27 protein-coding genes are annotated in these 25,402 nt (G+C 57.2%); 14 read left to right on the top strand and 13 right to left on the bottom strand.

Features of this window, described 5'->3' with window-relative positions; genetic code table 11:
* Positions 1-43 precede the first annotated feature (43 nt).
* Together ACP2AU_RS07260 and ACP2AU_RS07255 are read right to left on the bottom strand one after the other, a co-directional pair.
* The gene (locus tag ACP2AU_RS07260) at positions 44-871 is read right to left on the bottom strand and encodes a DUF2059 domain-containing protein (RefSeq protein ID WP_426375441.1); all 828 of its coding nucleotides are present in this window, start codon (positions 869-871) and stop codon (positions 44-46) included.
* Between the two features lie 213 nt (positions 872-1,084).
* Positions 1,085-1,984: a LysR family transcriptional regulator gene (locus ACP2AU_RS07255; protein WP_426375440.1), complete on the bottom strand. Its 900-nt coding sequence runs from the start codon at positions 1,982-1,984 to the stop codon at positions 1,085-1,087.
* A gap of 128 nt (positions 1,985-2,112) precedes the next feature.
* Here ACP2AU_RS07255 and ACP2AU_RS07250 point away from each other — a divergent pair, with 128 nt between their 5' ends.
* Positions 2,113-2,307 (top strand): hypothetical protein, encoded by a 195-nt coding sequence (locus ACP2AU_RS07250; protein WP_426375439.1) that lies wholly within the window; start codon positions 2,113-2,115, stop codon positions 2,305-2,307.
* 86 nt (positions 2,308-2,393) lie between these two features.
* Here the strand turns inward: ACP2AU_RS07250 and ACP2AU_RS07245 are convergent, their stop codons facing one another.
* Positions 2,394-4,076, bottom strand: coding sequence for an AMP-binding protein (locus tag ACP2AU_RS07245; RefSeq protein ID WP_426375438.1), 1,683 nt, complete (start codon positions 4,074-4,076; stop codon positions 2,394-2,396).
* Positions 4,077-4,423: 347 nt separating this feature from the next.
* Positions 4,424-4,852 carry an Lrp/AsnC family transcriptional regulator gene (locus ACP2AU_RS07240; protein ID WP_426375437.1) on the bottom strand — a complete coding sequence of 143 codons (429 nt, stop codon included), beginning with the start codon at positions 4,850-4,852 and terminating at the stop codon, positions 4,424-4,426.
* Positions 4,853-4,967: 115 nt separating this feature from the next.
* Between ACP2AU_RS07240 and ACP2AU_RS07235 the strand changes: the two genes are divergently transcribed.
* The 4 genes from ACP2AU_RS07235 to ACP2AU_RS07220 all read left to right on the top strand — a co-directional run bounded on the left by ACP2AU_RS07235 (position 4,968) and on the right by ACP2AU_RS07220 (position 8,099).
* Entirely contained in the window at positions 4,968-6,068 is a 1,101-nt protein-coding gene (locus ACP2AU_RS07235) for an arginine N-succinyltransferase (protein ID WP_426375436.1), read from the top strand.
* Entirely contained in the window at positions 6,058-6,858 is an 801-nt protein-coding gene (locus tag ACP2AU_RS07230) for a DUF1338 domain-containing protein (RefSeq protein ID WP_426375435.1), read from the top strand. Before ACP2AU_RS07235 ends, ACP2AU_RS07230 begins: the two co-directional genes overlap by 11 nt.
* A 352-nt stretch (positions 6,859-7,210) precedes the next feature.
* Positions 7,211-7,876, top strand: coding sequence for a hypothetical protein (locus tag ACP2AU_RS07225; protein ID WP_426375434.1), 666 nt, complete (start codon positions 7,211-7,213; stop codon positions 7,874-7,876).
* A 46-nt stretch (positions 7,877-7,922) separates the two neighbouring features.
* Positions 7,923-8,099 (top strand): DUF1328 domain-containing protein, encoded by a 177-nt coding sequence (locus ACP2AU_RS07220; protein WP_426375433.1) that lies wholly within the window; start codon positions 7,923-7,925, stop codon positions 8,097-8,099.
* A 2-nt stretch (positions 8,100-8,101) separates the two neighbouring features.
* Here the strand turns inward: ACP2AU_RS07220 and ACP2AU_RS07215 are convergent, their stop codons facing one another.
* Both ACP2AU_RS07215 and ACP2AU_RS07210 read right to left on the bottom strand, forming a co-directional pair.
* A complete protein-coding gene (locus ACP2AU_RS07215; protein ID WP_426375432.1) occupies positions 8,102-8,998 on the bottom strand; it encodes a DMT family transporter in 897 nt (298 codons plus the stop codon).
* A 92-nt stretch (positions 8,999-9,090) separates the two neighbouring features.
* Entirely contained in the window at positions 9,091-9,330 is a 240-nt protein-coding gene (locus ACP2AU_RS07210; RefSeq protein ID WP_426375431.1) for a TIGR02647 family protein, read from the bottom strand.
* A gap of 250 nt (positions 9,331-9,580) precedes the next feature.
* Here ACP2AU_RS07210 and ACP2AU_RS07205 point away from each other — a divergent pair, with 250 nt between their 5' ends.
* The 4 genes from ACP2AU_RS07205 to ACP2AU_RS07190 all read left to right on the top strand — a co-directional run bounded on the left by ACP2AU_RS07205 (position 9,581) and on the right by ACP2AU_RS07190 (position 13,813).
* Positions 9,581-10,240, top strand: coding sequence for a lytic transglycosylase domain-containing protein (locus tag ACP2AU_RS07205; RefSeq protein ID WP_426375430.1), 660 nt, complete (start codon positions 9,581-9,583; stop codon positions 10,238-10,240).
* Positions 10,240-11,019, top strand: a complete 780-nt coding sequence (locus ACP2AU_RS07200) for a spermidine synthase (RefSeq protein ID WP_426375429.1) — start codon at positions 10,240-10,242, stop codon at positions 11,017-11,019. Before ACP2AU_RS07205 ends, ACP2AU_RS07200 begins: the two co-directional genes overlap by 1 nt.
* A 128-nt stretch (positions 11,020-11,147) precedes the next feature.
* The gene (locus ACP2AU_RS07195; protein ID WP_426375428.1) at positions 11,148-13,058 is read left to right on the top strand and encodes a hypothetical protein; all 1,911 of its coding nucleotides are present in this window, start codon (positions 11,148-11,150) and stop codon (positions 13,056-13,058) included.
* 59 nt (positions 13,059-13,117) lie between these two features.
* Positions 13,118-13,813 (top strand): pseudouridine synthase, encoded by a 696-nt coding sequence (locus ACP2AU_RS07190; protein ID WP_426375427.1) that lies wholly within the window; start codon positions 13,118-13,120, stop codon positions 13,811-13,813.
* Between the two features lie 15 nt (positions 13,814-13,828).
* On the opposite strand, the gene efpL is transcribed toward ACP2AU_RS07190, so the two are convergent.
* The 4 genes from efpL to ACP2AU_RS07170 all read right to left on the bottom strand — a co-directional run bounded on the left by efpL (position 13,829) and on the right by ACP2AU_RS07170 (position 16,406).
* Entirely contained in the window at positions 13,829-14,395 is a 567-nt protein-coding gene (efpL, locus tag ACP2AU_RS07185) for an elongation factor P-like protein EfpL (protein WP_426375426.1), read from the bottom strand.
* Positions 14,396-14,490: 95 nt separating this feature from the next.
* A complete protein-coding gene (locus ACP2AU_RS07180; RefSeq protein WP_426375425.1) occupies positions 14,491-14,988 on the bottom strand; it encodes an acyl-CoA thioesterase in 498 nt (165 codons plus the stop codon).
* Between the two features lie 220 nt (positions 14,989-15,208).
* Positions 15,209-15,907 (bottom strand): crotonase/enoyl-CoA hydratase family protein, encoded by a 699-nt coding sequence (locus tag ACP2AU_RS07175; RefSeq protein WP_426375424.1) that lies wholly within the window; start codon positions 15,905-15,907, stop codon positions 15,209-15,211.
* 124 nt (positions 15,908-16,031) lie between these two features.
* Positions 16,032-16,406 carry a hypothetical protein gene (locus ACP2AU_RS07170; protein WP_426375423.1) on the bottom strand — a complete coding sequence of 125 codons (375 nt, stop codon included), beginning with the start codon at positions 16,404-16,406 and terminating at the stop codon, positions 16,032-16,034.
* Positions 16,407-16,528: 122 nt separating this feature from the next.
* Here ACP2AU_RS07170 and ACP2AU_RS07165 point away from each other — a divergent pair, with 122 nt between their 5' ends.
* From ACP2AU_RS07165 to ACP2AU_RS07155, 3 genes are all read left to right on the top strand, one after another.
* A complete protein-coding gene (locus tag ACP2AU_RS07165; RefSeq protein ID WP_426375422.1) occupies positions 16,529-17,272 on the top strand; it encodes a substrate-binding periplasmic protein in 744 nt (247 codons plus the stop codon).
* A 217-nt stretch (positions 17,273-17,489) separates the two neighbouring features.
* Positions 17,490-17,882 carry an Ig domain-containing protein gene (locus ACP2AU_RS07160; protein ID WP_426375421.1) on the top strand — a complete coding sequence of 131 codons (393 nt, stop codon included), beginning with the start codon at positions 17,490-17,492 and terminating at the stop codon, positions 17,880-17,882.
* A complete protein-coding gene (locus ACP2AU_RS07155) occupies positions 17,842-20,337 on the top strand; it encodes a M66 family metalloprotease (protein WP_426375420.1) in 2,496 nt (831 codons plus the stop codon). The genes ACP2AU_RS07160 and ACP2AU_RS07155 overlap by 41 nt, the downstream gene beginning before the upstream one ends.
* Positions 20,338-20,439: 102 nt before the next feature.
* On the opposite strand, the gene ACP2AU_RS07150 is transcribed toward ACP2AU_RS07155, so the two are convergent.
* Positions 20,440-21,117: an NAD(P)H-binding protein gene (locus ACP2AU_RS07150; RefSeq protein WP_426375419.1), complete on the bottom strand. Its 678-nt coding sequence runs from the start codon at positions 21,115-21,117 to the stop codon at positions 20,440-20,442.
* 97 nt (positions 21,118-21,214) lie between these two features.
* Here ACP2AU_RS07150 and arfB point away from each other — a divergent pair, with 97 nt between their 5' ends.
* Complete coding sequence (gene arfB, locus ACP2AU_RS07145) at positions 21,215-21,628, top strand: alternative ribosome rescue aminoacyl-tRNA hydrolase ArfB (RefSeq protein WP_426375418.1); 414 nt, start codon at positions 21,215-21,217, stop codon at positions 21,626-21,628.
* Here arfB and ACP2AU_RS07140 read toward each other — a convergent pair.
* Positions 21,625-23,181 (bottom strand): BCCT family transporter, encoded by a 1,557-nt coding sequence (locus tag ACP2AU_RS07140; RefSeq protein WP_426375417.1) that lies wholly within the window; start codon positions 23,179-23,181, stop codon positions 21,625-21,627. The two genes, arfB and ACP2AU_RS07140, sit on opposite strands and share 4 nt — an antisense overlap.
* 306 nt (positions 23,182-23,487) lie before the next feature.
* Here ACP2AU_RS07140 and ACP2AU_RS07135 point away from each other — a divergent pair, with 306 nt between their 5' ends.
* Complete coding sequence (locus ACP2AU_RS07135) at positions 23,488-23,973, top strand: nucleoside deaminase (protein ID WP_426375416.1); 486 nt, start codon at positions 23,488-23,490, stop codon at positions 23,971-23,973.
* A gap of 81 nt (positions 23,974-24,054) precedes the next feature.
* On the opposite strand, the gene ACP2AU_RS07130 is transcribed toward ACP2AU_RS07135, so the two are convergent.
* Positions 24,055-25,368, bottom strand: a complete 1,314-nt coding sequence (locus ACP2AU_RS07130) for an MFS transporter (protein WP_426375415.1) — start codon at positions 25,366-25,368, stop codon at positions 24,055-24,057.
* Between the last annotated feature and the right edge of the window lie 34 nt (positions 25,369-25,402).

Genomic DNA, 25,402 nt, shown 5'->3' with positions numbered 1-25,402 from the left:
GCCGGCGTTCGGGGTCCCCGAAAGGCCGGCCAGTCATGCGTTCCTATTCAGACCCTGCCGGCGGAGCCATAAACCGCGAGATCTGACGGCCAATACTCTCAACCGGCGCCATGATTGCTTGCTGGATGCTGTTGGTCACCACCCGGGAAAATCGTTTTCCTGACTCACTTTCCAGAAAGTCCAGATACAACCCCATTTCCTGGACGCTGATGTTGTCGTAGGTATACAGGTAACTGTCGTAGACCTGCTGCCCCACAACGCCACGCAACACGCCTCGCTGGCTTTCAATACGGCGCTCAAGCTGGTCATAATGCACCGACTCTCCGCTGAACGCCGACATCGCACTCGCCAGCCCCAATTGAACGGCAATCGTCGTATCTACAGCACTCTCGGTTGCCCGGGCGGCCCGGTCATACCGCGCAAACATTTCCGCCTTTCGGGTCCCCTTGTATTGGCGATTGAGTTCCGGCGCCTGACTCTGAATCTTCGCCCACACTTCAGGGGCTGAGGCGGCAATTTCGGCTTGCGATATTTTCTTGGCAACCGGGGTCTGGTACCACTCACTCACGGCTTGCAGCTGTTGCCCGGACAGCTGGGCTTTCAGATCGGTAACGATCTGTTGCTCAATACGGTCGGCACTGAAACTGCTGCTCACCACGTAACCTACCGTATCGGCCACCATCGGCGGCACCTGACCACGTTTCTTGAGCCCCTCGCGAATGCCCTGGCTCAACATGGCCGGGTAACGTTCAACGATGTCATCAATTGGCGAAGCTGCAAGCACACTGGCGGCGTCCGGCGCCGCCTGGGAAACGCCGGTGCCGAGCATCACGGCGACTAAAACAGGTTTAATCAGGGCCAATCGCTTCATTTACCTATCATCCTGATGTTGCTATGACTCTCTTATGCCACGGGCCTCTGGCAGTCAGCAAGCAATCCCTGGAGCCAGGAGATGACAGTTTGGTAGGAATCCGAACCCGCCTGCGAATCCAGACAACCTGTGTGACATTCCGGTACCACAATCAGCTGCAGGCGTGTGAGGCCGAATTCCAGTGCTGGCCGTTCTGCTCAGTCGCCGAACTGGCTACAGCGAGCCCGATATCTCGATCACGGATTCGAGCGCCTGCAAACGCTCGACCAGAAGCTCCATCACGATTCTCACCCGGGCCATCTGCTGGGTATCCTGGTTCACGTGCAGCCAGAGGTCGATGCTCTCGCCTTCCAGAGGGTCTGATAACCTGCGCAACTCTTTGGCAGCATCGCCCAGATAACAGGGTAAAACCGCCAGGCCCGCCCCGGACTTGGCCAGAGCGTGCATCGATTGCAGGCTGTTACAGCGAATCAGCGACGTCGCGTTCTTCAACTGCTTGCGATACCAGCGCCCGGTAGCCAGATGGCTGAAGGATTCATCCGGCACAATCCAGGTGCAGTCTTCCGGCTGATTCTCGATATCCATGTTCCGGTGCCGGCGGCAGTAGCCAGCGGCACCGTAGACTGCCGATTCCATAGACGCGATGTACTCGCCCTCCAACGTAGCCTGGGGTTTGTTTTCCGCCCGAAGCGTGAGATCGGCTTCCCGATGACTCAGGTTAGCCACATCGTTGTCGGTCAGCACCTCCAGCTCTATATCAGGATACGTCCGAACCATCTCCGCCAGAATCGGGCTCAACAGTTCATTCATCATCGCATCTTCGGCAGCCACCCGAACCTTACCGACCGGCGCGGAATCATCGCCAATCAGCTTTCGCTCAAGATTTTCCATGTCGGTGGCCAGCCTCTCGGCCTCCCGAAAGGCCATTTCACCGACCGGGGTCAGCTGCAAACCACTCTGGTTCCGCTCGAAAAATTGCACACCCAGTGACTCTTCCATCTGGTCAAGTCGCCTTAAAACAGTCGTTTGGTGCACACCCAAAATTTCACCGGCCTTTGCAAGCGTTCCACCTATTGCAAGTGCCCTTATATATCGAAGATAATCCCAGTCCATAATCACTGCATATTTGCAACATGAGTACGGATTTTAACGTATTTAAGCTGCAAAAAAGAACCCTTAGAATTGTGTGTAAATTAAAGATAGATCGCTAACAATCCACCCGATGTAAGGAGGAAGGCGCTATGACTCAGAGACATATCGCAACCGTTAACCCGCTGCCGTCCAGTATCCTCCACAACAGTACTGAGGTCAGGCGCCAGTATACCCGTGCTGCTGCAAAGCAGACGATGCAGTTTATCAGCCGTAAAGTGCGGATTTTTAATCGTAAAGCGGCCGCTGTGGCACAGGATTTACCCCAGGTTCAGGGCGGCCACTAAGCAACCCGGTACTGATCTGGAATAGCACAAAAAAAGCGCCGGCATGGTTTCATGCCGGCGCTTTTGCTTGCCTGGTCGGAAAATTCTCAGAATTCCCAGATCACCTTGCGTTTCTGATCAAACCACTCATCCATCTTGCGGTTATAGAAATCCTCAATCACGTTGCGCTTGATCTTCATGGTGGGTGTCAGCATACCGTTTTCCATGGTCCAGGGCTCGCGCACAACCACAACAAAAGCAACCTTCTCATGGGGCTCGCAGCCCGCATTGACCGCGTCCAACTCGCTGGCCAGCTCCCGCTCCAGTTCGCTGCGATCGCCGCCCCGGTCCAGTTCATCACGAGCCTCTTCAGCCAGCAGAACCATCAGGCACGGCTGCGGCTGGTTGGCACCGGCAACACACACGACTTCGGCCTTGGGGTGATTGAACCGGCTCTCGATGGGCACAGGGACCACGTACTTGCCTTTTGACGTTTTGAACAGATCCTTTACCCGGCCCGTTATCCGCAGGCAGCCGTCACGATCGATTTCACCCATATCCCCCGTTTTCAGAAAACCGTCATCGGTCAGGTCTTCCCGGGTCTTTTCCTCATTTTTGTAGTATCCGAGCATCTGCCCCGGGCTTTTAACCTGTACCTCACCGCCCTCCCCGATCCGGTGCTCAACCCCCGGATTGGCCATGCCGACAGTACCCACTTTCGCCTGGCCGGGGCGGTTGGCGTGTGAGTAGCCGAAGTTCTCCGACATCCCATAAACCTCAAGCAACTCCAATCCAAGGTTGCGATACCAGCCAATGATTTCTGAAGAGAGAGGCGCAGCGCCGGTCAGCGCCGCCCGACAGTGATCGAGCCCCAGTTGCCTGAGTACCTTTCTCTTCACCAGCGAGCCCAGAATCGGAACATTAAACAGAAGCTTCTGCTTTTTCGGGGGCAGTTTCGCGTTTACGCCCAGGTAAAATTTCATCCACAGCCTTGGCACCGAGAAAAACAGCGTCGGGCGAGCACGCTGCAAGTCCTCCTGAAAGGTCTCCAGCGCATTGGCGAAATAGAGGTGGAAACCGTAGTACAGGGACTGCGTTTCGACGGCGGCGCGCTCGGCCACATGAGCCAACGGCAGATAAGACAGCATTCGCTCGCCAGACGACACCGGGAATAATTGCTGCAAGCCGTCGGCAACCGAGATCATGGTCTGAAAACTGTGCATAACCCCTTTCGGCCGGCCGGTGCTGCCGGAGGTGTAGACAATGGTGGCCAGGTCTTCCGGCGCGGGCAGGCGAGGCCTGGCCGGCGAGTGTTCGGCGATAATGTCTTGCCACGCGGGCGTATCATCACGGGGCGAAAGCGGCAACGACACAATCGGCAGATCGGCAGGAATATGATCTTTAATGTCAGCCCAGCCATCCGCCACACCGTCAAGTTTGCCAAGAAACAGCAGCCGGGCCTCGCTGTGATCGAGAATATAGGCCGCAGTTTCTCCGTTCAACGTGGGGTACAGCGGCACACTCACATGACCGGCCGCCCAGATAGCAAGGTCCGCCAGAATCCAGTGGGCACTGTTCCGGCCCAGAATCCCGAGATTGCTTTGCTCTGGCAAATGCAGGCTGCTCAGGTAAGCCGCCATTCGCGATACCTGGTCAGCGGCCTCTGCCCAGGTGATATCCTCAACCCGCCCATCCGGGTAGGGCTGCGTCAGATACACATTATCGGGAGTCTGTTCTGCCCAGTAGTAAAGGCAATGCAGTGAGGTCTGTTTGTTGTTGTCTACGGCCATGGTGCGTCCCTGTTATTGTTGTCTTCGGTTTGTCTGGAACCTGCTTTTTTTATCTTCTTCATAGTAGACGAGTTTTCGCACCTCTCAATAGCAGGAACCACCGTGGCCATTGGCCATTCAGCTCGAAGCTGAAACCTCATCCCAAAAATCAACGTGACATCCGTCAACTCTGGTCTAGATTGAAAGGTACGGCGTACTTTCTCGTCTACTCTGTTTCAGGAGATAACCATGAAATCACCCGCTCGCTCTGTTCTGCTCCTCCCGGCCTGGGCACTGATTCTTTTCGGCTCCGGGGCGTTCTTCTACACAGCCTGGGCGGGTATGCTCGGCTCCTGAATCCGGCCGGCCTATCGCCGGAAGCGGGTCTCCAGAACCACGGCGGAATTGGTGCGCTCCACCCCTTCAAGATTGCCGATGGTGTCCAGTGCGTTACTGAGCTCTTCGAGGGTTCGGGCCTGAACGACGGCAATCAGGTCGTATTCACCGCTTACCGCAAACAATTGCACCACGTGGCTTATGCGCTCAAGTTCACTATTCGTGCGCGATGTCAGTTTTTGTTTCACCTTTATCGACACATGAGCGGCCACCTGCCCCTCCAGATAATCAGACCCCAAAACCACGGAATAGCCCCTAATCACGCCACTGGCTTCCAACCGGGCAATCCGGTTCTGGACAGTAGACCGTGACACGTGCAGAGCTTTGGCCAGCTCGGTGACACTCATGCGGGCATCCTGTCTGAGCAAAGCAAGCAACCGTTGGTCTCGAGTTTCCGCCATTTTGCCCCCTCCGATAATCATTTTGATAAAAGACTAGATCACTTCGCTCGTTATGACACTGCAAACCGGCGGCCATCGCCCTCATACTGGCTAAAAACAATGCGGAGGTGCCGCCATGATGATTCGCCCGGTTGGTCATGACGACCTGAACGACCTGTACGAGATAGCCTGCGAATCCGGCCCGGGGTTTACTTCCCTGATGCCGGACAAAGACCGGCTATCCCGAAAGATTGAGGGCTCAATTCGCAGCTTCCGCTCACAGGCCGTCGACCACAGCGAACAACGCTACCTGTTTGTGCTTGAAGAGGAGACTTCCGGGCAGATCATGGGTACAACCGGCATTACCTCTGGAACCGGCCGGTCGCAACCGCTTTACCATTTTCGCCACAGCACCCTCACTCACCACTCCAGAGAGCTGGGGCTCCGGCGCTCCGTGGGCACGCTCACCCGCTGCGCGCACTACCGGAACTGTACGGAGTTCTGTTCACTGTATCTGCGCCCGGCTTTTCGCCGCGCCAATGCCGGCAAGTTACTCTCCAAAGTCCGCTTCGCCTTTATCGCCCAACATCTGGACCGCTTTCCGAACCTGGCCATTGCCCAGATGCGGGGTGTGGCCGATGAACACGGCCAGTCGCCCTTCTGGGACTGGCTGCGGGATCACTTTATTGATCTGGAATTCAGCCAGGTCACACAACTGGCAGGCACCGGTTCACCGGACTTCGTCGAGGATCTGATGCCTTCATTACCGCTCTACACTCATTTGATGAGCAATCCGGCCCGGGCTGTCATCGGTCAGGTGCATCCGGACACCAGGCCCGCGCTGGCCATGCTCAAGGCAGAGGGGTTCCGCCATCGGGGAATGGTGGATCTGTTCGATGCCGGCCCCACCGTTGAATGCCTTACGGACAACATCAGCAGTGTCCGGGAAGCTGCGCTGATGTCGGCAGAGATCAGCACAACCGGAAACCAACCCCTTACGGACACAGGCCACCCGGTCCTTGTGACGAATACCGGGCTCGAGGACTTTCGCGCGATGGTTGTGAATACAGACACTCACGCCCTGGCCAGCGGCCGGATCGAGCTTTCAACCAGGCAAGCCGATGCGCTGGGCCTCAGTGTGGGCGCATCGGTACGAACCCTGCCCCTGGGCCAGCAAGGCATTCCGGCGGCCTCAATCCATGTCACAGATTCTGCGGAGGTTCACTATGCACTCTGACGTCGACACCCTGTTTCGCGCGCTCTGGGAAGACTACCGGGCGGTAACACCCTCGGCGGACCGCATTCATACCCTGCTGGCCGAGCGCGAGAACACCGCCATCGTCAATGATCATATCGCCCTGAGAACCTTCAACCTGGCGCCGGTGGGTCTGGACGCCCTGGCTGCGCATTTCCTGGCTTTAGGTTACCAACCCGGTGGCGAATACCATTTTGACGCCAAGAAGCTCTACGCCCGGCATTACCAGCATCCGGACCCGGAGGTGCCAAAAGTGTTTATCTCCGAACTGCTGGTCGAAAAATGCTCAGACCAGCTACAAGCGGTGGTGCAGGGTCTGGTAGACCAGATCGACCCGCAAGTGGTGCAGGCTGATGACTTTCTCTACTCAGGCCGACATTGGAATCTGGATTACTCAACCTATCGACAATTGCTTGAGGAAAGTGAATACGCAGGCTGGCTGGCGGCCTGGGGCTATCACGCCAACCACTTTACCGTGAGCATAAACCACCTGAACACGATTCACTCGGTACCAGACATCAACACGCTGCTGAAAGAACAGGGTTTTCCCGTGAATGCCAGTGGTGGAGAAGTGAAAGGTTCACCGCAGGACTGCCTGGAACAGTCGTCCACTATGGCCGACCGTGTTACCGCGCACTTTAGCGACCAGGACGCAGTCATTCCGAGCTGCTTTTACGAATTTGCCAAGCGCTACCCAATGGCCAACGGCAAACTCTATAGCGGTTTTGTTGCCGCCTCCGCCAATCGGATTTTCGAGAGCACCCATAGTTAAACCAGGGAAGGCTTCAGGGCCAGCCTTCCTCACTCTGCAGCGGGACAATTCGTACGCATCAAAGCGCAGATGCTCAGAAACGAATTGCCCGCTCCATGGCCTCCAGCACCTGTTCATCGGAGGCACCGGACCATAGCCCGTCGCATGTCACTCAGATCCTGTCCGTCTTTGTTCATAAGGCGTCCATACTCATGCTTACCTGTCGTTACAAAGGCATAACTTTTTTACAACAGTGCGAACACCCAGGACTGACTACTTTTTAACCACAGGTTACTCCCGATACCGGCATGGGAGAACTACACAACAACAAAAAGACCAGGGCCTATAAACCGGCCCGAATGGAGCGCAGACCATGTCAACATCCGTGGATCATCTTCAGGAACGTACCCAGGACGCCAGCGACCTGCTAACGGACATCGTACCCTCGGCCATTACTCTCGCCACCATGCTACGCCACCGGAAAATGGCGGCCTGGTTGCGGGAAGAATTTGATGGCTACACCGACAAGGACAAGGCCCCGCCCTATCGACGGGACCTGCCCGGTCACATTGTTGCGAAATCTCCCCAGTACGGCTGGATTCCAGCGCCGGTGGATGAGCGCCAGACCGCGGAATATGGCCATCTGGACCTTTCGGAAGGTATCAAGTCCCTGGAGCAGGTGTGCCTGAACTGCAAGAAGGGCAGTGGTCATCGGGCGTTACTGGACGAAGACGACATGGCCCATGTGCAAAAGAAAATCAACTTGAAGGCGGAATTGGCGATCAATCTCAGCCGTGAAGTTTACTGCCGCCTGCTGCGAACCATCCGCTCGGCGATCTACCTGTGGACAGAGTCCCTGACCGAGGCCGGCATGACCGGGGAGCACAATCATTACAGCCCGGAAGAACGCAAGACCGTGGAGCACCTGGACACGCCGGAGGCTTTCTGGCGCCAGGCCATGGAGCAGGTGGATGAGCTGCCCGTGCCCGATGTCAGGGAACTGGGTTTCCTTGAACGTATGTTTGGTCGCGCCGGCTAAGCCCTGTACTACAGTTAAGGGGCAACCCTTGAATGGAGGACAGGAAATGCTCTATTGGGCTATTGTTTGTCTCGTTATTGCAGTAATCGCAGGAATTCTGGGCTTTGGCGGGATCGCAGGAACGGCAGCCAGCTTCGCGAAGATACTGTTTTTCATCTTCCTGGTGCTTCTGGTGGTGTCGCTGGTCTTTAATGCCCTGCGCGGTAAGGGGCCAAAGGTGTAGCATCAGCGATTTAACGGTCGTGGCGCTCCGGTAACCACGAGGGCCACGCCGGCTACCGCCACCACGCCCCCGGCAATGGCCAGGGGCCCCAATCGCTCATTGAACAGAATAAAGGCTTCCAATGCCGTTACCGGTGGCACCAGATAAAACAGGCTGGCCACCTGGGAAGCTGCGCCACGACGAATAAGCCACATCAGAATCAGAATGGCGCTCACCGACAGCCCGAACACCAGCCAACCCAGGGCCAGACTGAATTGCAGCGTCCATTCGATGTCCCGGGTTTCCAGCGTGAAGGCACCAATCGCGAAGAGCGCCGCAGCCGCCGTGTACTGAATCATGGTGCCAGATATCAGGTCCACTCCGGTTCCGAAGCGCTTCTGATAGACCGTACCGAGGGAAATTCCGATCAACGACAAGCCTGCCCAGAGAATAGTGACCGGCGAAAAACTACCGCCATTGGCACCGCTGCCCAGCTTTTCCGCCAGCACCAACGCCACCCCGGCCAGCCCCATGACCAGCCCCAGCCACTGCCTGCCAGTAACCGACTCCCGCAGAATCAGAACGGCTGCAAGCGCCGTTACCAGCGGTTGCAGACCAACAATCAGTGAGACCAGGCCCGAAGGCATGCCTTGATCGATGGCATAGAACACCCCGCCCAGATAGGTTCCCTGCACCAGCAACCCGGTAATCGCCAGGTGTCCCGCGCCGCGCCAACCCGGCCAGCGGGACTTCATAACTACGGCCAGCACAGCCAGCGGAACCAGAGTCAGTAACATACGCAGCAACAGGAGCGTAAAGGGCTCCGAATACGGCAGCCCGTATTTGGCACCAATGAACCCTGTGCTCCAAAGCCAGACAAACAGTGCAGGTACGAAAAAAGAATAGTAGATAGGCGGCATAGATCCCGGCGAAGGCTGGTCGAACGTGCCAAGACTATACCCGGCCAGAACGGCCGGGGACAGGTACAGCCATAGCGCTACAGGCAGGCAGTTCAGTTGGCGGCGAGCATCGCCTGCAATTTCTGGGTAAGCTCAACGGCTTCGCATCCCATCGGCGTCAGGTAACCGCCATCCGGCTGGCTGGTCATCCCCCGGGCAAACAGAGCTTCGGCGGCCTTCACCGTTTCTGGTGCAGCAGAATGCGCGTGAACCTTGATGCCCTCCTGCGTGGAAGTCGAGGGGAATTGCAGCAACAGATTCAGTTCAGCAAGGTGATCGGGAGAGAACGGCATGAAAGACTCCTGAATGGTGATGTTGCTGCTAGTGTAGCCCACAGATTGGTGACTGCACGAGGGGTTAAGTCAAGGCAACTTGTGAATGCCTCAACATTCCGTATCATCGCGCCACCAAATTCCTACAAATACCGGTACATTCAAAACCGCAATACCGGTACATTTGGCGGTGGAATGTTTATCGATCAGGCGAGCAATGCGTAACCACTGTTTTGACAAATGGCCAGGGATTTTCTTTGCGGGCTTGTTGATGGCGCTGACACAAGCCACCAGCGCTCACGCGGACAGCATTCAACGCATCGTGCATCCGGATGGCCGGGTGGAGTTCACCAATGTAAAAAGTAAGGCCCAGCCCCGGGCATCGAGCAAAAACGAGACCGTGTATCGCTACACCGACGAACACGGTGTCGTGGCCTACAGCAGCCAACGCCCCGGGAACGCCGCATTCGATGTGATACGGTTCCATTGCTACGCCTGTGACCCGGAATCCAGTGTCGACTGGTATAACACACCGTTGTTCCTCACCCCCTTCGAAAGAGAAATCCGGACAGCCGCTGCGGAATTCGATGTCGATCCGGCACTGGTGCGGGCCGTCATCCATGCCGAATCTGCGTTCAACCCCAAAGCGGTCTCGCCCGTTGGTGCCCAGGGACTGATGCAACTCATGCCCGGCACCGCACGGGAACTCGGCGTGGATAACCCGCTGGAAGCAACACAGAATATCCGTGGCGGTGTCGACTATCTGGCCAGGATGATCAAACGCTTCAACGGTGATGTGAGAATGGCAACGGCCGCCTATAACGCAGGCCCGGGCGCTGTCGGGCGCTACAAAGGCATTCCGCCCTACGCCGAAACCAAAGCCTATGTCCAACGGGTCGGCATCCTGCACCAGCGTTACGCGGCCAACTGATGGGCACCATCATCAAACGGCCTGAAATCAAGGGCGATATCGTTCATGTGGCCAATGATCGCTATGGCAACATCCTGGTCATAGACGATCGCAAACACCGGGTTCTGAGTTTCGATTCGGTCTTTGAGCAAAGCAAGATACTTCGCCGCGCCCCGCACATCCCCGTCCATGAATACAGTCGGGCCATGTTGCTGCCTGCGGCATTCTCCCGGCCAGATCATATTACCGTTCTCGGCCTTGGCTCCGGCGTGGTTGCTCAGGGGTTGCACCGGCTGTTCCCGGGCGCGCACATTCACGTTGTGGAACTGCGCAGCAAGGTGCACGACATTGCCCGGGAATGGTTTGCCTTTCCTGACGATCCTCGCCTGAACGTCACCATTGCTGACGCCCGGCTCGCCATCGAGACCGTGCCCGAAGGCAGCACCTCCATGATCCTGACCGATCTATACAGTGCTGACCGTATGTCTCCACTCCAATCCCAGCGCCAGTTCATCAAGGCCTGCGCCAGCGCCCTGGCCCCCGGCGGCTGGCTTGTTCTGAATTACCACCGAATGCCGGAGCCGGAAGGAATGCTGTTTCACGAGCTGAGACGCCAGTTTCCGTGCCTGCTGGCATTCAAGAGCAAGACCAACAACTGGGTGATCTACGGCTGTAACCGTGCGTTTGATCCCTGGGAGATACCTACGGCCACCTTCAGGAAACTGGAAGAACAACTGCCTGTGGGATGGCCAGCCATTATGAAAAGGGTGCGGGCGCTGTCACCACTCGCCGACGCCTGAACCGGCACCGACTGAAAATCTTACCGCGTTTTACATTTTTTTATGTCGTCGCCGGTAAACATTCATAGTTTTCAAGCTAAACTCTCCCCCCTTCAACCTCACCGCTGACTCATGTAAAGGAACAAGGCATGGCATTTGAGTACGGAGCTCAAAAACTCAACATCCGGAACCCGTTCCGGTTCGAAGGCCTGATTCGCTCCATTCGGGGCCTTCTGGTGCTGGCAATCGGGGTCTATCTGTTGCTTCAGATACAACCGCTACTTGGCTCGGATAAAGCCCGGGCCTGGCTCAATCTCTTTATTGGCGGTCTGTTTGTGATCGGAGGCCTCAAAGCCCTCGGCGGTGGCCTGTTCCAGGTGATGCGGTTTTTCGTCGGTCGTGCGGCACCGGCCTCCCTGGCCCGCAACGTGGCGCGCGAAGCCGTCAATGAGCGCGAGCCGACACTGTACGATTCAAAAACGCTCCACAATATGTTGATGAGTAAAAGCAACCCAACGTTTGTAGAGCCGGTAGGCTGGTTTGCGCGGGCGGTACACTCTGTTTTCCCGAACCTGATTGTTACGCCCTGGCCAATCCGGAACATGGCCCAGAATCTGGCCATGAAACTGACCAAAAGCTTTGTGGCCATTGCGGCGTTCCTGGTTGCCAGCCTGGTGGTCATCATGGTGTTCTCGGGCACCGAGGGCGCGGAAGTTGGCAGCACCGTCATCTCTCTGATCCTGCAGGCCACGCTTCTGGTTTATCTTGGCCTGCTCTGGGTCAAGCTCGGCAACCCCCTGTCCCGACAAAACATGACTGTGCTCGGCAATACCACCAGCAAGGGTCTCGCGCTGGTCATCATCGGTTCAATCGCCCTGCCCATTCTGATTGCGCAGGGCTGGATCGGGCTCTGGAGTGAAATGCGCCCGGGCGCACGCCAGGACCTGGCCAACCTGATGCCGCTGCTGGAACCCGTATTCCAGACCGGCACCTTGCTGACTCTGACCCTTATCTGCGCCCTGGCAACTGCCGCCATCGCCGTTGTGCTGATCAAGGCCCGTATCCGGTTGGTATCCATCGCGACCAGCAGCTCGGAAATGAACAACAGCTGGCGGTTCGACCTGCATCCCCGGCAGATTTTCACCACCCTGCGCGACCTGGTGTTGATGCAAAAGCGCCAGCAGGAGCTGCCTAACCGGGTGTATCTCGACAAAAACGACACCGGTGACGCCAATCGGGAGAACGAACAGTTCAACGGCGACCTGCTGGCCGAAATTCAGCCGGTTGTTGAAGAAAAAGCAGAGCCCGCCTCTCTGCGCTGGGCACGCGCCGGTGGCACAGTCCTCGCCCAGGTATTGCTACTGGCTGGCGCGTTGATGTTGTGGTTCGGCGCAGACCGGATCATGGACCATGTCGCCATGATGGACCAGATTCGCGCCTCACAGATGGGCATGGAACAAGCGTTCACCCTGCTCTTTATCCCGGCGGGAACCACGGCAGCACTGATCCTCAGCAGCCTTCTGCTACTGGGCTTCGGCCGTACCCTGGCGAGAATCTGTCACCTGTTCTGGGCTGAGATATTCTTTAAATCCAATATCTTTGATCTGCACTGCGAAGGCACGGTTATGCGGGCCACTCACTACCGTGGTGCCGATCGTCACAGCGCATCCAGCGAGCAGGATGTGTTCAGCTTTGACGCCACCTATTTTGCACTGGCCACCGAAGCCGTCAGCTCAACCTTTGCCGTATCCGGCCAGCACAACCTTGAACAACCTCGCTATCTGCTCTCTCTGTCACCGTGCGATGGTTTCATCAACAGTGTTGTCGGCGATCTGGAAGACCAGTTCCGTCGCCGGGATGACGAAATCAAGAGCGAGAAGCAGGCGGACCGTGAACAGCGGCTGGATTACATCCGCCAGGAACAGGAAGCCCGGAGAACCGGCGACATGGCGGCCCAGGGGCTGGTTGCACCGGAACAGCGGGCATCACTGGAAGCGGATGTCATTAACGACCAGGACCGCGAGAAAATCGCCCGCTGGGAAGGCGACACCGCAGACTGATCGCTCTGAACACGTTATAACGGGAGCTCTTCGGAGCTCCTTTTTTTGTGGCGCAGGTTATGAAACTCTCACGCATTCTCAGTAATCAGAACGGAGTTAGTCGCCGGCACGCGAGACACCTGCTGGCAGCCGGCGAGGTTCAGGTGGATGGCACAACCTGCCACGATGGCAGCCGGGAGGTTTCACGCTTCCAGCAGGTCTGTGTCGGCAGCACCATCGTCCAGCAGGCAGCCCCCGCCTATTACCTCATGCTGCACAAGCCTGCCGGCTATCTGAGCGCAACGGTGGACAACCAGCACCCCACGGTACTGGAGCTGCTTCCTGCCTCCCTGCGCCCCCATCTGCACATCGGTGGCAGGCTGGATCGTGCCACCACGGGCCTGCTGATTTTAAGCAGTGACGGTCGGTGGTCGCGCCAGCTGACATTACCCGGCACAAAAATTCCGAAAACCTACAAAGTGACCACGGCGCTGCCGATTACACCGGAGGTTCGGCAGCGATTTCAGGAAGGGATCTGGTTTGCCTTCGAGCAATTGAGCACATCCCCTGCTGAACTGGACATTCTGGGAACACACGAGGCGAGAATCACCATCTATGAAGGGCGCTACCATCAGGTTAAACGGATGTTTCATGCCGTGGGCAATTGTGTGACCTCACTGCACCGGGAGAGCATGGGGTGCCTGAAGCTCGACCCCACCCTGGAACCGGGATGCTATAGGCATCTCAGGCCGGAAGAGGTCAGCTCAGTCGGCTGACCTCCTGACGACCGGTCAGGCGCGACTCAGGAATTTGCGTTCTTCAACGTTGACCCGGATGCGATCCCCTGTGGAGATATGCTCCGGCACCTGAACTATCAGGCCCGTGGTAAGGCGTGCGGGTTTGGTTCTCGCTGTCGCCGAGCCGCCTTTAATGGACGGATCGGTCTCTTCGATGGTGAGCTCCACCGTCGGCGGCAGGTCGATGGCCACCGGGCTGTCACTCACCAGAATCACCATCACACCCTCGGTGTCTTCGGTAATAAACAGCAACTCGTCTTCGATAGTGCTGCGGTTAAGCATGTACTGGGTGAAGTCTTCCGAATCCATGAACACGTACTCTTCGCCGTCGGCGTAAGAGAATATGGCCGGGCGGCGAATCAGGTCCGCCAGATTGAGCATATCCGAGTCTTTGAAAGTCTCGTCGAGCTTCTGGTTAGTGACCACATCGTACATCCGCATCCGGTACAGGCTACCGCCTGCACGCCCCTGGGGCACGGAACGTTCAATGTCTTTCACAAAATAAGCGCGGCCCTCATACTCAACCGCCTGGTTCTTTTTGATTTCACTCGCTTTAGGCATGACATCCAATTCCAGAAAAGTTAGGGAGCCCCTGATGAGCGCCTCGGTATCAAGGGTGGTGATATACCATGACGAACGCCAAGATGCGATAGCTCTTAGCCACCGGCTTGAGACAACTCATCCCGGGTGCGCAAACGTCCTTCACGGCGAATCTGAGCTTTGGTGTAACGGCGTTTCTGATCCTCCGTTTCCGGGCTCACAGGCGGCACATCCACAGGCTTTCCATGCTCATCCAGCGCAACAAACGTGAAAAACGCCGAGAGGATATGGCGGGTTTCTCCGGTGTAGCTGTTTTCCGCCTCCACTTTGGCGCCAATTTCCATGGATGAGCCCCAGCTTCGGTTCAGGGACAGATTGAACAACAGCGTATCGTTCCCTTTCGCCGGTGCCCGGAAATGAATTGAGTCCACGGCAGCGGTTACACAGACATGGGCAGAATGTCGCTCCGCCACCACCAACGCCAGCCGGTCGCATTTGGCCATGATCATGCCCCCGAAAACCGTATTGTGCGAGTTCATATCGTTCGGAAACACTTTATACACATGTTTGTCGATGGCCGACGCAGACACAGGTTTTGCGGGGTTACCGGTCATAAGACTGTCATTCCTTTGTGGGTTTACCCACACTTTCTGTGGATAACTTTGTTAGCAAGGTAAGGACACCCGGTCATAGCCGGCATGAAACCTGAGTTTTCAGCCACTGCGGGGAAATTGACCAGGTGTGCCGCCGGTTACGACGGCAACCGGCAGGGGCCGCCCACGAAGCGCGGCCCCAAACCCGGGAATGGCCGCCCGCCGGGCGACCGGAACGCATTCAGCCCTGCAGGTCAAAATGGGCAGCATCCTGTTCAATGCAACGATCCAACAGGGCCAGGTAATCTGCTTTCACTTTCAGCTTGGTCTGCTTGTGGGCTCTCAGGTTCAACTGTTTCATCTGGGTAGCAACCGCTTGAGCCCTCTCCAGCAACTGCTCCGGAGCAACGGCCTCATCCAGGAAGCCGGCGGCAATAGCACTCTGCGGATTGAAAATCTCGGCGTTCACCACAGAACGGTAGAAGTAGGGTGCCGGCATACGATGACGTGCGATTTCAATCCCCGCATGGTGCATGGTCATACCAATGGCCACCTCGTTCAGGCCCAGCTTGAATGCCCCCTCAACGCCAATCCGGTAATCCGCCGACAGCAGAATAAAGGCGCCCTTGGCGATGGCATGGCCACTGCAGGCGGTAATCACCGGCAGTGGGAAGGCGGAAAGACGGCGGGTAAAGGTTGACCCCACTTTCACCAGCGCCATGGCTTCTTTCGGGCCTTTCTGCATCTGCTTGAGATCGTAGCCGCCAGAGAACATACCGGGCTGGCCGGTAAGAATCACAATCGCCTTGTCCTGCTCCGCCTGGTCCAGTGCGGCATTCAGGGCGTCAAACACCTCGTGGCCGAGCGCATTGGCTTTGCCGTTGTTAATAGTAAGCGTGGCAATGCCATCGTTCAGTTCGTAAGTTACGAGTTCTGTCACCTGGATTTCCTCATCTACTGCCAGAATTAAGTGAGTGTTTGTTAACTGTATAGCGAACACCAAATATCGGCAACGTCAAAACCCCGGAAGCATCCGGGTTTACGTGACGTCGGGCCGGTCCGTATCAGGGCTTTACCACACCGGCCTTCGGGATCAGACAATTGATCATGCTAATGGAAAGATCCCGGAATACCGCCTCAGAGGCCACATTATCCGGTAACCTGTCCGCCATCGATCGCCGGCAAGATGACGAGCGACTGTCGGCCAGTTCGGCGCAATCGTTAAATGCCGGACCACTGGCCTGGCCGACTGCCTCCGTACACTGCCCGGGAATACGGCCAACCATGAAATCGAGCACCTCACTCCGGCTTGCCGGGTGGGCTGCCAGGTTACTAAAACGCCCAGCCCCGGCGGGGGCGGATGATTCCCGGGCCTGATCCCACAAAACATAAGCCAGGGCGGCGCAAACCAGCGTGATGGTGACAACGGGCATCTTCATTAAAAATCCTTGGAGCATAGTGATAAGCCATTGTAAACAAGAAGAATCCGAAATGCCGCATTGATCGACGCTGCAATAGTATGGCGCGCTCCCAAATTCCCCAACGAGAACGGAGCATTCTGATGAAAGGGAAACTCGGGCTTCTTGCCGCCCTGCTGGTCCTTACCGGCTGCGCCACTGCTTCCGAGCAACTGCGCATCTACACCGAACAGTACCCGCCTTACAACATGACGACCAACGGCCAGCCCTTCGCCCATTCTGAATTCGAAATCACAGGCCTGTGCACTGATGTACTGAAAGCCCTGATGGAAAAGGCCCAGGTTGGCTACAGTATTAAACTGCGGGACCTGAGCTACGGCATGAATCGCTCGCAGAAACACGAAGACCACGGCATCTACTGCGTTTCCAAAACCGCAGAACGCGAGCCATTTTTCGAGTGGGTTGGCCCACTCTCCAGCATCCAGTGGACGCTCTTTGCCAAGCCAGACTCTGAAATGCAGCTCGACAATCTAGAAGACGCGCGAGATTACCTGATCGGTGGCTACAAAGGCGACGTGATGACCGGCTACCTGGAAGACAACGGATTCAACATCTCGGCCATTACCAACAACGGCCTGAACGCCAAGCGGCTGGTTCAGGGCCAGATCGATCTGTGGGTTGCCGATGGCCTCGCGGGCCCTTATCTCGCAGCAGATGCATCCGACGTTACCGGCCTGACGCCAGTGCTGGTCTTCCGGGAAACCCCCATGTACCTCGCCATCAACAAGAACTCGGACCCGGAGCTGATCGACGCACTGCGGTCTGCCTACCAGACCATGAAAGACAACGGCGAAATCGACACCATTTCCCGCTCCTACGGGCTTTAACCCTTTGCTGCCCCCCCGGAGACCGCAGCCCGACTCCGGGGGCACGCCGCCTACCGGCCACTCCATCCGCCGCAGGTATCCCGACCAAAACGCGAACCAGTACTCAAAGTTACACAAGTGTTACAAATTACTTGTATCCGCAGCGCCCACACGCCCGCAGAATGCGCAGCCCTTTGTAAAATCACGTTAAATCAGAAAATTTGATAGGAAATTCAAGATGTTTTTCAGAAAAACAGCTGTTCTTGGATTAACAGGCATTCTGCTGGCCGGATGCGGAGGAAGCTCTTCAGATAGCGATGAAAGCCCGAGCCAGCCCCAAGCGGACATCTCTGCTTCAATCAACTTGCCCGCCGCCGTCGCAACGGTAGAGTACCGTTATCGCGTTGATCATCAGCCTCTGTCAGGCGATGTCCGCTACAGCGCTGAGGAGCTTCCCAAATGGGCCTCCATCGACCCGGCCACTGGCGTTATCTCCGGCGAACCAACGCAACAGGACGTCTCGGCTCAGTCGCCCGTCGTGGTGGAGGCCACCAACGGGTCCCGCACGCTCCATCTGAAAGGCTCTCAGCGTGGAGTATGCCGCCGCCTATGCCGACGGACCGGCCTATGATTTCTACTCAACCGACTTCGACGGTAACCCGCGCGCACTGCGAAACGACCTCTCCGGCGGCGAACTTCGGGGTGAAGTGCAGTTTGTCCAGACCCACTCGGTTGCGCCGGCGAACAACTACGAACGCAATCAGGGCGATGAAACCCAAAGCACGTACAGGCCGAGACTGATCGCGCTGCGGGATGCGCTGCTGCTGTTCATGCCGGACGAAAACGTCTCGCCGACCACCGTCCATGTTGAGGTCAGCGTGCATGGTGAGCCGCTGATGACGCTGCCCATGGCACACCCCAACGATCTGCCGAAATCCGATGCGCCTGCCAGCCAGGATATTCAGTACTCCGGCAGAGCCTGGTCCGTCAGATTGCCGTGGGATTCGGTAAAGAACGGCCTGTCACTGCGTTTTGTGGCCGATCAAAACTCAGAGGCCAGCCAGGCCGGCGAACTGCCTGCGGCTGCCATCGATATTGCCGAAGCGTCACAGATTGTCTTTCAAAGCCTGCGACTGGGCATGCTGACAACACCGGACCACACCAACGGCCACTACACGCTGCGTGACCCAATTATGGCGGCCACCGATTACTTCCAGACCATGCCCGTGTCCAGGCTGGTGATGGGCAGCTATGCCGACGCTGTGCTGGATCGCGTGATCATCCGTTCCGGCGCGATCTACGACAAAGACGTCGGCACCGGCGCCAGCGAGAGCGACGGTGGCATCTACAATGGCGATATGCGTGAAAATGTCGGAAAATCCCAGGTCAGCGTGGGCATCAACATGGCCAACTTCGGCTACACCAGCCACCACATGAACCAGGGCCACCCCCACGTTTTTAAACAGATCACCAATCACCATGCCTGGGGCATGTACGCAAACGGGCGCCATAAACACGGCCTGAGCGGCGGTAATGGCATTGGCACCATTGTCGACAGCTGGGGCAACGAGGCCAGCCACGAGTGGGGCCATGCGTATGGCCTGGGACACTATCCGGGCAAAGGCTTAACGACTGATGGGCGCTGGGCGGTTCACCATGCGGACAGTGGCTGGGGCTACATCGCCCACCGTGATCGAATGCGTGCCAATCTGTTCGGCCTGAACAACGAGGGCGAATACAACTACAAGCGGGATGCCATGTCCGGTGGCTCAGCGGGCGGCCCCTTCTCGGTGTATACCCTCTATACCGGTTACTCGGCGCGGATCATCCAGAACGATGTCGCCCGACTGCCGATTCCGGACACCCGCTACCCAAGCGGCTACAAAAAATGGAACACCACCACTGGCGAATACGAAAACTACGACGCCAACCGGCCGGTACCGGAGAGCGTTGGCGTGCCGGTTGCCACCATTCTGGGAGGGTACGACCCGGACGGCAGCGCGGCACTCATCTACCCGGTATTCCACGGCAACTACGGTAACGTGTTTGACCTGCCTGCCCCCGATCTGAGCGCCGACGGCAACGTGTGCTGGGTAGAAGTGGATAACGCCAACGGCGAGCAGAAACAGGTTCGCGTTGCAGCGCAGCGCCACGCAGCCAACAGCATCAATCAGATCAACTTTAACCTGCACGCGGACTTCCGTCCCACCAAGGCCAGCCTGTTCTGTCGCCGCGACGGCACCGTGACCAAGCTTACCGAGACTGCGTTTGACGGCACTATCCCCGAACTACCGCCTGTAGCCATCGTTGGCCAGGAAGCCGGCTATCAGCAACTTCGTGATCGTGAGATGACACAGATTGAAGACGCGCTGATGGCTATGGACACCAGCGAGTTCAACCTCCTTACTGGCTCACTGGCGACTCTGGTGGCCAGCTACAGTGACGAAGAACTGCAGGTCGGCCTCTCCAACGCTGCACTCCAGCGCCTGAACGGGCTGAAAGAACAGGAAGCGGTGGCGAACGAACTGGCCGTCGTGGTTGCCAAGGCGCAGAAGGACAACCTGACGCCAGCGGAACAGAAGCAACAACTTATGAACGCGCTTCGCAGCAACGGCCTGATCAGCTCGGTCTCAGATCTGGTACTTGAGGGCGCGTCTATTCAGGGTAACGGGCGCTTTTTCAATACTCAACTGGAAAACGGTCAATACGTTGCTCTGACACCAGTGGCCGATGTGGAAGCCGGAACCCTGAGCCAATGGACCATGGACCTTCAAAACCGACTGCATCCGACTGCCACACCCTGGCAGTGCCTGACGCCCGTCGGTGGCCGCCTGGGCCTGAGACTGTGCGAGCAAGACAATGCGGCGCAACGCTGGCTCTACGATGCCGACTCGCAGCGGCTGCAAAATGAGAGCAGCCGCCGCTGCCTGGACTACGACCGCGTTAATGGCACGGTGATAACCTATGGCTGCACCGGCGGATGGAACCAGAAATGGAGCCAGGCTCCGGTTGCCTCCAGCCGCCTGCTGGCATTACTGAGTGGTGAACTTCTCGCCGAAGTCTACAACACTCTTCTGATCGACTAAGCGTTCTGACCTGTTGGCCGGGGCCCTGCCCCGGCCATACTGCCCCTCTTCCAGTCTGCTTTTAACCGCGTCTTCGACCCGGATAATGACTTATCTGCGGCCTCAGTCTCCGTTACCCATGGTTAGAATATCGTTGTACTCCCTGATGACCACACCCTCGTGTTCGGCCGGATTCTGCCCACTCGTCGCCACCTCACTGGCCATCGCCGCTGCCACCCGTTTGGCTTCAATGGCCCGATATTTCCTTAACGGCCCGACCAGCGCCCGATTGGCATACGGCATCACCGCCATGCCGAGAGACTCGGCGGTACGATTCTCCTTCCGCTGACCGAGCAGCAAGCTCGGGTGATAAATCACAAGATAAGGAAACTCAAGCGCCCTCACAGCCTCTTCCAGCTCCCCTTTCACCCGGCTATAAAACACCGGTGAATCTGAAGAAGCCCCCACCGCCGACATTAATATCAGTGTTTTGGCACCGGCCTTGCGGGCGAGCCTGGCAGCATTCAGGGCATAGTGGTAATCAACCTTACGGAACGCGTCTTTGGAGCCCGCTTTTTTTAACGTCGTGCCCAGGCAACATACCAAGGCATCCACCTGAAATATCTGCGCCTGTGCTTCCATGGCATCAAAATCAAGCAGCCGCTGATCCAGCTTCGGGTGCTCCAGCGTCATTGCATGACGTACCGGCGCAACCACGGTGGATATCTCGGGTTTCACCAGCAGGTTTTCCACAACCTTGCCACCGGTCAGGCCAGTAGCCCCCAATACCATTACTTTCATCGGGTATTCCTTTTGGTCCATCGCTTCTGATCGCGGCCCCGATTGCGTAGGATGATAGCCATTGCTCCACACATCGGACGATCCATTACGTGCCACTATGCTGAAATTATCCAACGCCGTCGAACTCGCAGACTGGGAAATCCAGATCACACAGATACGATCCCAGGGGGCCGGTGGCCAGAACGTCAACAAAGTCGCATCCGCTGTGCATTTGCGCTTCGACATCGCGCACTCCACGCTGCCAGCGTTCTACAAGGAGCGGCTATTATCCATTTCGGACCAGCGCATCAGTAAAGACGGCGTGATCATCATCAAGGCGCAGTCTTACCGGACGTTTGAACAGAACAAAGAGGATGCCTTGAACAGGCTGAAAGTGCTGATTCAACAGGCCGTTAAACCAGAGAAGGCAAGACGCCCGACACGCCCCACCAAGTCATCTCAGCGGCGGCGTGTGGACAATAAAACCCGCCGCGGAGACATCAAATCGCTCCGCGGCAAGGTGAAGGTTTAGTTAAGGCCCTGTTCCTCAGCCAGTGCAGCCGCGGCCTTGGGGCCAGTCCAGAGTGAAGGCAGGATAATCAGCGATACCGGGATAGCCGTGATCACAATGAACTGCTGCAACACGCCAATCTGACCAGAGCCCATGTACAGCAGAATGGCCGCCATCAGCGCCATGGCGCCACCCCAGAAGACCCGAATCCAAGGCTCCGGCTCATCATGACCCGCGCCAACCATGGCAATGGAATAGCTCATCGAATCGCCGGTTGTCGCGACAAAAATCGTGGTCAGCAACAGAATAGCCGCCGCCATCCAGGTGCCACCCGGCAGCGCCTGGGCAACCGTCAGAGTCGCAACGTCAAAGCGAAAGCTGTTCAACGCTTCGGTCAGATCAAACGTGCCGTTCAACTGGTGGTAGATCCCTGAGCCACCCAGCAGAGTAAACCAGATGGTGGTGGCGATGGGTGCCAACACAGCAACGGCCAGAATGGTTTCCCGAACCGTGCGGCCACGGGAAATGCGAGACACGAACACCGCCATCAGAGGTGTATAACCAATAAACCAGGCAAAGAAGAACACCGTCCACCACTTCATCCACCAGTCTGGTGCTGTTTGGGCGGTCATGGTTGCCATAGAGAAGAACGAGGTCACGTATTCGCCCATGGACTGGAAATAAACGTCGGTCAGAAACAGCGTGGGCCCGAACAGGAAAATTACCGCCCCGATCACCAGCGCCAGAATCACGTTGAAGCGGCTCAACAACTGAATACCACGATGCAACCCGGTCATGGCGGATGTCATGTAAACCGCGGCCAGAACGGCCAACACCATCAACTGAGTGCTGTAGCCGTCCTCAAAACCAAACAGCTCGTGCAGGCCAAAGCTCATCTGGGTTGCCAGAAAACCAATAGGGCCAACGGTGCCGGCGACAACGGCAATCACACAGGCAGCATCAACCACGCCACCCAGGCGGCCTTTAACCACCCGCTCGCCCAATACCGGGTACAGCAGCGTGCGCGGCTGCAGCGGCTGGCCTTCTGAATAATGAGCTCGCGACAAAACCACGGCCGTCAGCGAACCCAATACCGCCCAGGCCAGGAAGCCCCAGTGCATGAAAGACTGAGCCATGGCCGGAGCAATGGCTGATGCCGTCGCCGCTTCCGTTGCAAAGGCAGGCGGGGTGACCACATAGTGATAAATCGGCTCGCCAGCGGCGAAAAACACACCGCCACCGGCCAACAGCGTACACATGATCATGGAAAGCCAGCGGAAGCTGCCAATTTCGGGCTTGCCCATTCCACCGATCCGGGCGCGACCGGCACGGCTGATCGCGGTACCAACCGCAATAAAAAACGTCATCAACAACAGGAACTGGAAAAACGACCCCAGGTATTTGGCGGTCCAGGTAAAACCTGCGCCAATGAATCCGGCAACGGCGTCGGCATCAATAACAGATGCACCAACGAAGAGCAGAATAAAACCAATGGTGAGCACCAGTACTACGGGGTCGCTGTCGTGCAACATACGGGCACGAAGCGATTTCGGAGGGACAGTTTTCGCTGTCATAACAAGAGGGTCCTTTCGGGAAAAAGGGGGCGACCCTACAGGATTTGCCTGAAAAATGCACGAAATTAGGGGAAATTACGAAGGAGCCGCACGCCCCACTCCGGTAGTCAGTGCATACAATCTTCTGGCCGGAGTTTTCCCACAGAATCTGTGGATAACCTTGTTGGCAATGGCATGACAGTCGGTGAAAAACCGACAACGACAGGCTCTGGCGGTGATCGGAGGTAAAATAACCAATCACGCCGGGTCGCATTCAGGCCATCAAGCCCTTACCCTGCTCATTCGTCAACGCAACAGGAGAACCGCATGATCAGTGATGTGGACTTGAAGTATCTGGAACGCAGTGTGGAACTGGCGCGCGAGGCACTGGAAACCGGCAACTCGCCCTTCGGTTCGATGCTGGTTGATGGCGATGGCAAGGTGCGCTTTGAAGACCACAACCGCATTGCCGGCGGCGACGATACCCAGCATCCGGAGATTGCCATTGCCCGCTGGGCGGCCGAAAACATGAGCCCGGAAGAGCGGGCGAAAGCGATTGTTTACACCTCCGGAGAGCATTGCGCCATGTGCGCGGCCGCCCATGGCTGGGTGGGCCTTGGCCGGATTGTTTACGCCAGCTCTACGGAACAACTGATCGGCTGGCTGGACGAACTGGGCGCAGCACGCCCGCCCATCACACCACTGCCCATTAACGAAGTAGTTCCGGGCCTCAAGGTAGACGGGCCGGCGCCATCACTGGCGGAAACCGTGAAAAACCTGCACACGCGTTACCTGAGAAAAGAAAACGGCTGAATACGCGAGCCTGGGCGTCACGTTCAGGCTCCCCACGTTTCCATGGCCCGGCCGAAGGCACAGAGCATCGTTTTGCACAATTCAGACCCGGGCCTTATTTCCCTCACTGGATGGCACCTTCAACATCAGCACAAACCCGATGAGCAGGAACAGCAAAATTGTGCTCATCCCCCAGCGCTGACTGCCGGTGAGTGCCGTCACCCAACCCACCAGCAATGGGCCGGCAAAGGCGGTCGCCTTGCCGGAAAAAGCGAACAGGCCAAACATCTGGGTTTGCAGGTGAGGGGGTGCCACCCGCGCAAGGTGGGAGCGACTGGCTGATTGAAGAGGCCCGACAAAGATCCCCAGTATCATTCCCCATACCCAGAATGCCGCTGCGCCCTCCACCACCAGAATCGCGAACGCGCTGGTGCCCAGGCCCACCAGAGACAAAAGAATGGTATTGCGCCCGCCCAGAGCGTCATCAATCCAGGCAAACCCCAGAGCCCCCAGACCAGCAGTCACATTCAACGCAATCGCAAACTGCAATACTTCACTTGAGCTCATGTTGAACGTGCCGGCGGCATAGACGCCCCCGAAGGTAAAGATCGTCGCCAGACCATCGGTGTACAGCATACGGGCAACCAGGAACCTTACAATGTCCCGATACTGGCGCACGTGGGCAATCGATTCTTTTAACTGGCGTAATCCGGCACGAGTGGCAGCCGCCAGCCCGAGGCCTGTTGCAGGACGATCCGGGATAAAAAAGAACGCCGGAAGCGAAAACACCAGATACCACACCGCCACCAGAATAAAGGTCGCCCGAACGTGCTCTGCCGCCTCGTGATCCAGGCCAAAGAGCGTCCCATCCGCCTCGATAAAACCGTAAAGCGCCACCACCAGGCTGACAATACCGCCAACGTAGCCCAGCCCCCAGGCCCAGCCAGACCAGCGCCCCGTGCGCTCTGGCCGGGCCAGATCCGGTAACATGGAGTTATAGAATATAAACGCGAACTCGGCCCCGAGGGTTCCAAGCCCAACCCACAACGCCGCCTTCCAGAACTGCGCCTGATCTGGCGTAACCGTCCAGAGCATGGCGGAAGAGCCAACACACAATAGGGTAAACCCGATCAACCAGGGTTTACGCCGGCCAGATTGATCGGCAACAGCCCCCAGAACGGGCGCAATAATAGCAATCAGCACCCCCGCAATACCCACAATATTGCCCCAGGCCCGGGTACCTTCTACCTCATCCTGAATCACCGAAACACTGAAATACTGAGCAAAAACAAAGGTGAGAATGATGGTAAAAAAAGCACTGTTGGCCCAGTCGTAGAGCGCCCACGACCAGAGGGCAGGCCGGTTCTCGTGATCACGAGAGTGCTTGGAGGGTCGGTGCCTGGGGGTGAAACTCATCGATCTTCCCTAATCAGCAAGGCGGGCAGCCTCA

This window comes from Marinobacter sp. VGCF2001 (assembly GCF_049943275.1).
In the GTDB taxonomy this organism is placed as follows: Bacteria; Pseudomonadota; Gammaproteobacteria; order Pseudomonadales; family Oleiphilaceae; genus Marinobacter.
The sequence above is the reverse complement of the archived record's forward strand: the minus strand, read 5'-3'. Positions and strand labels throughout refer to the sequence as shown.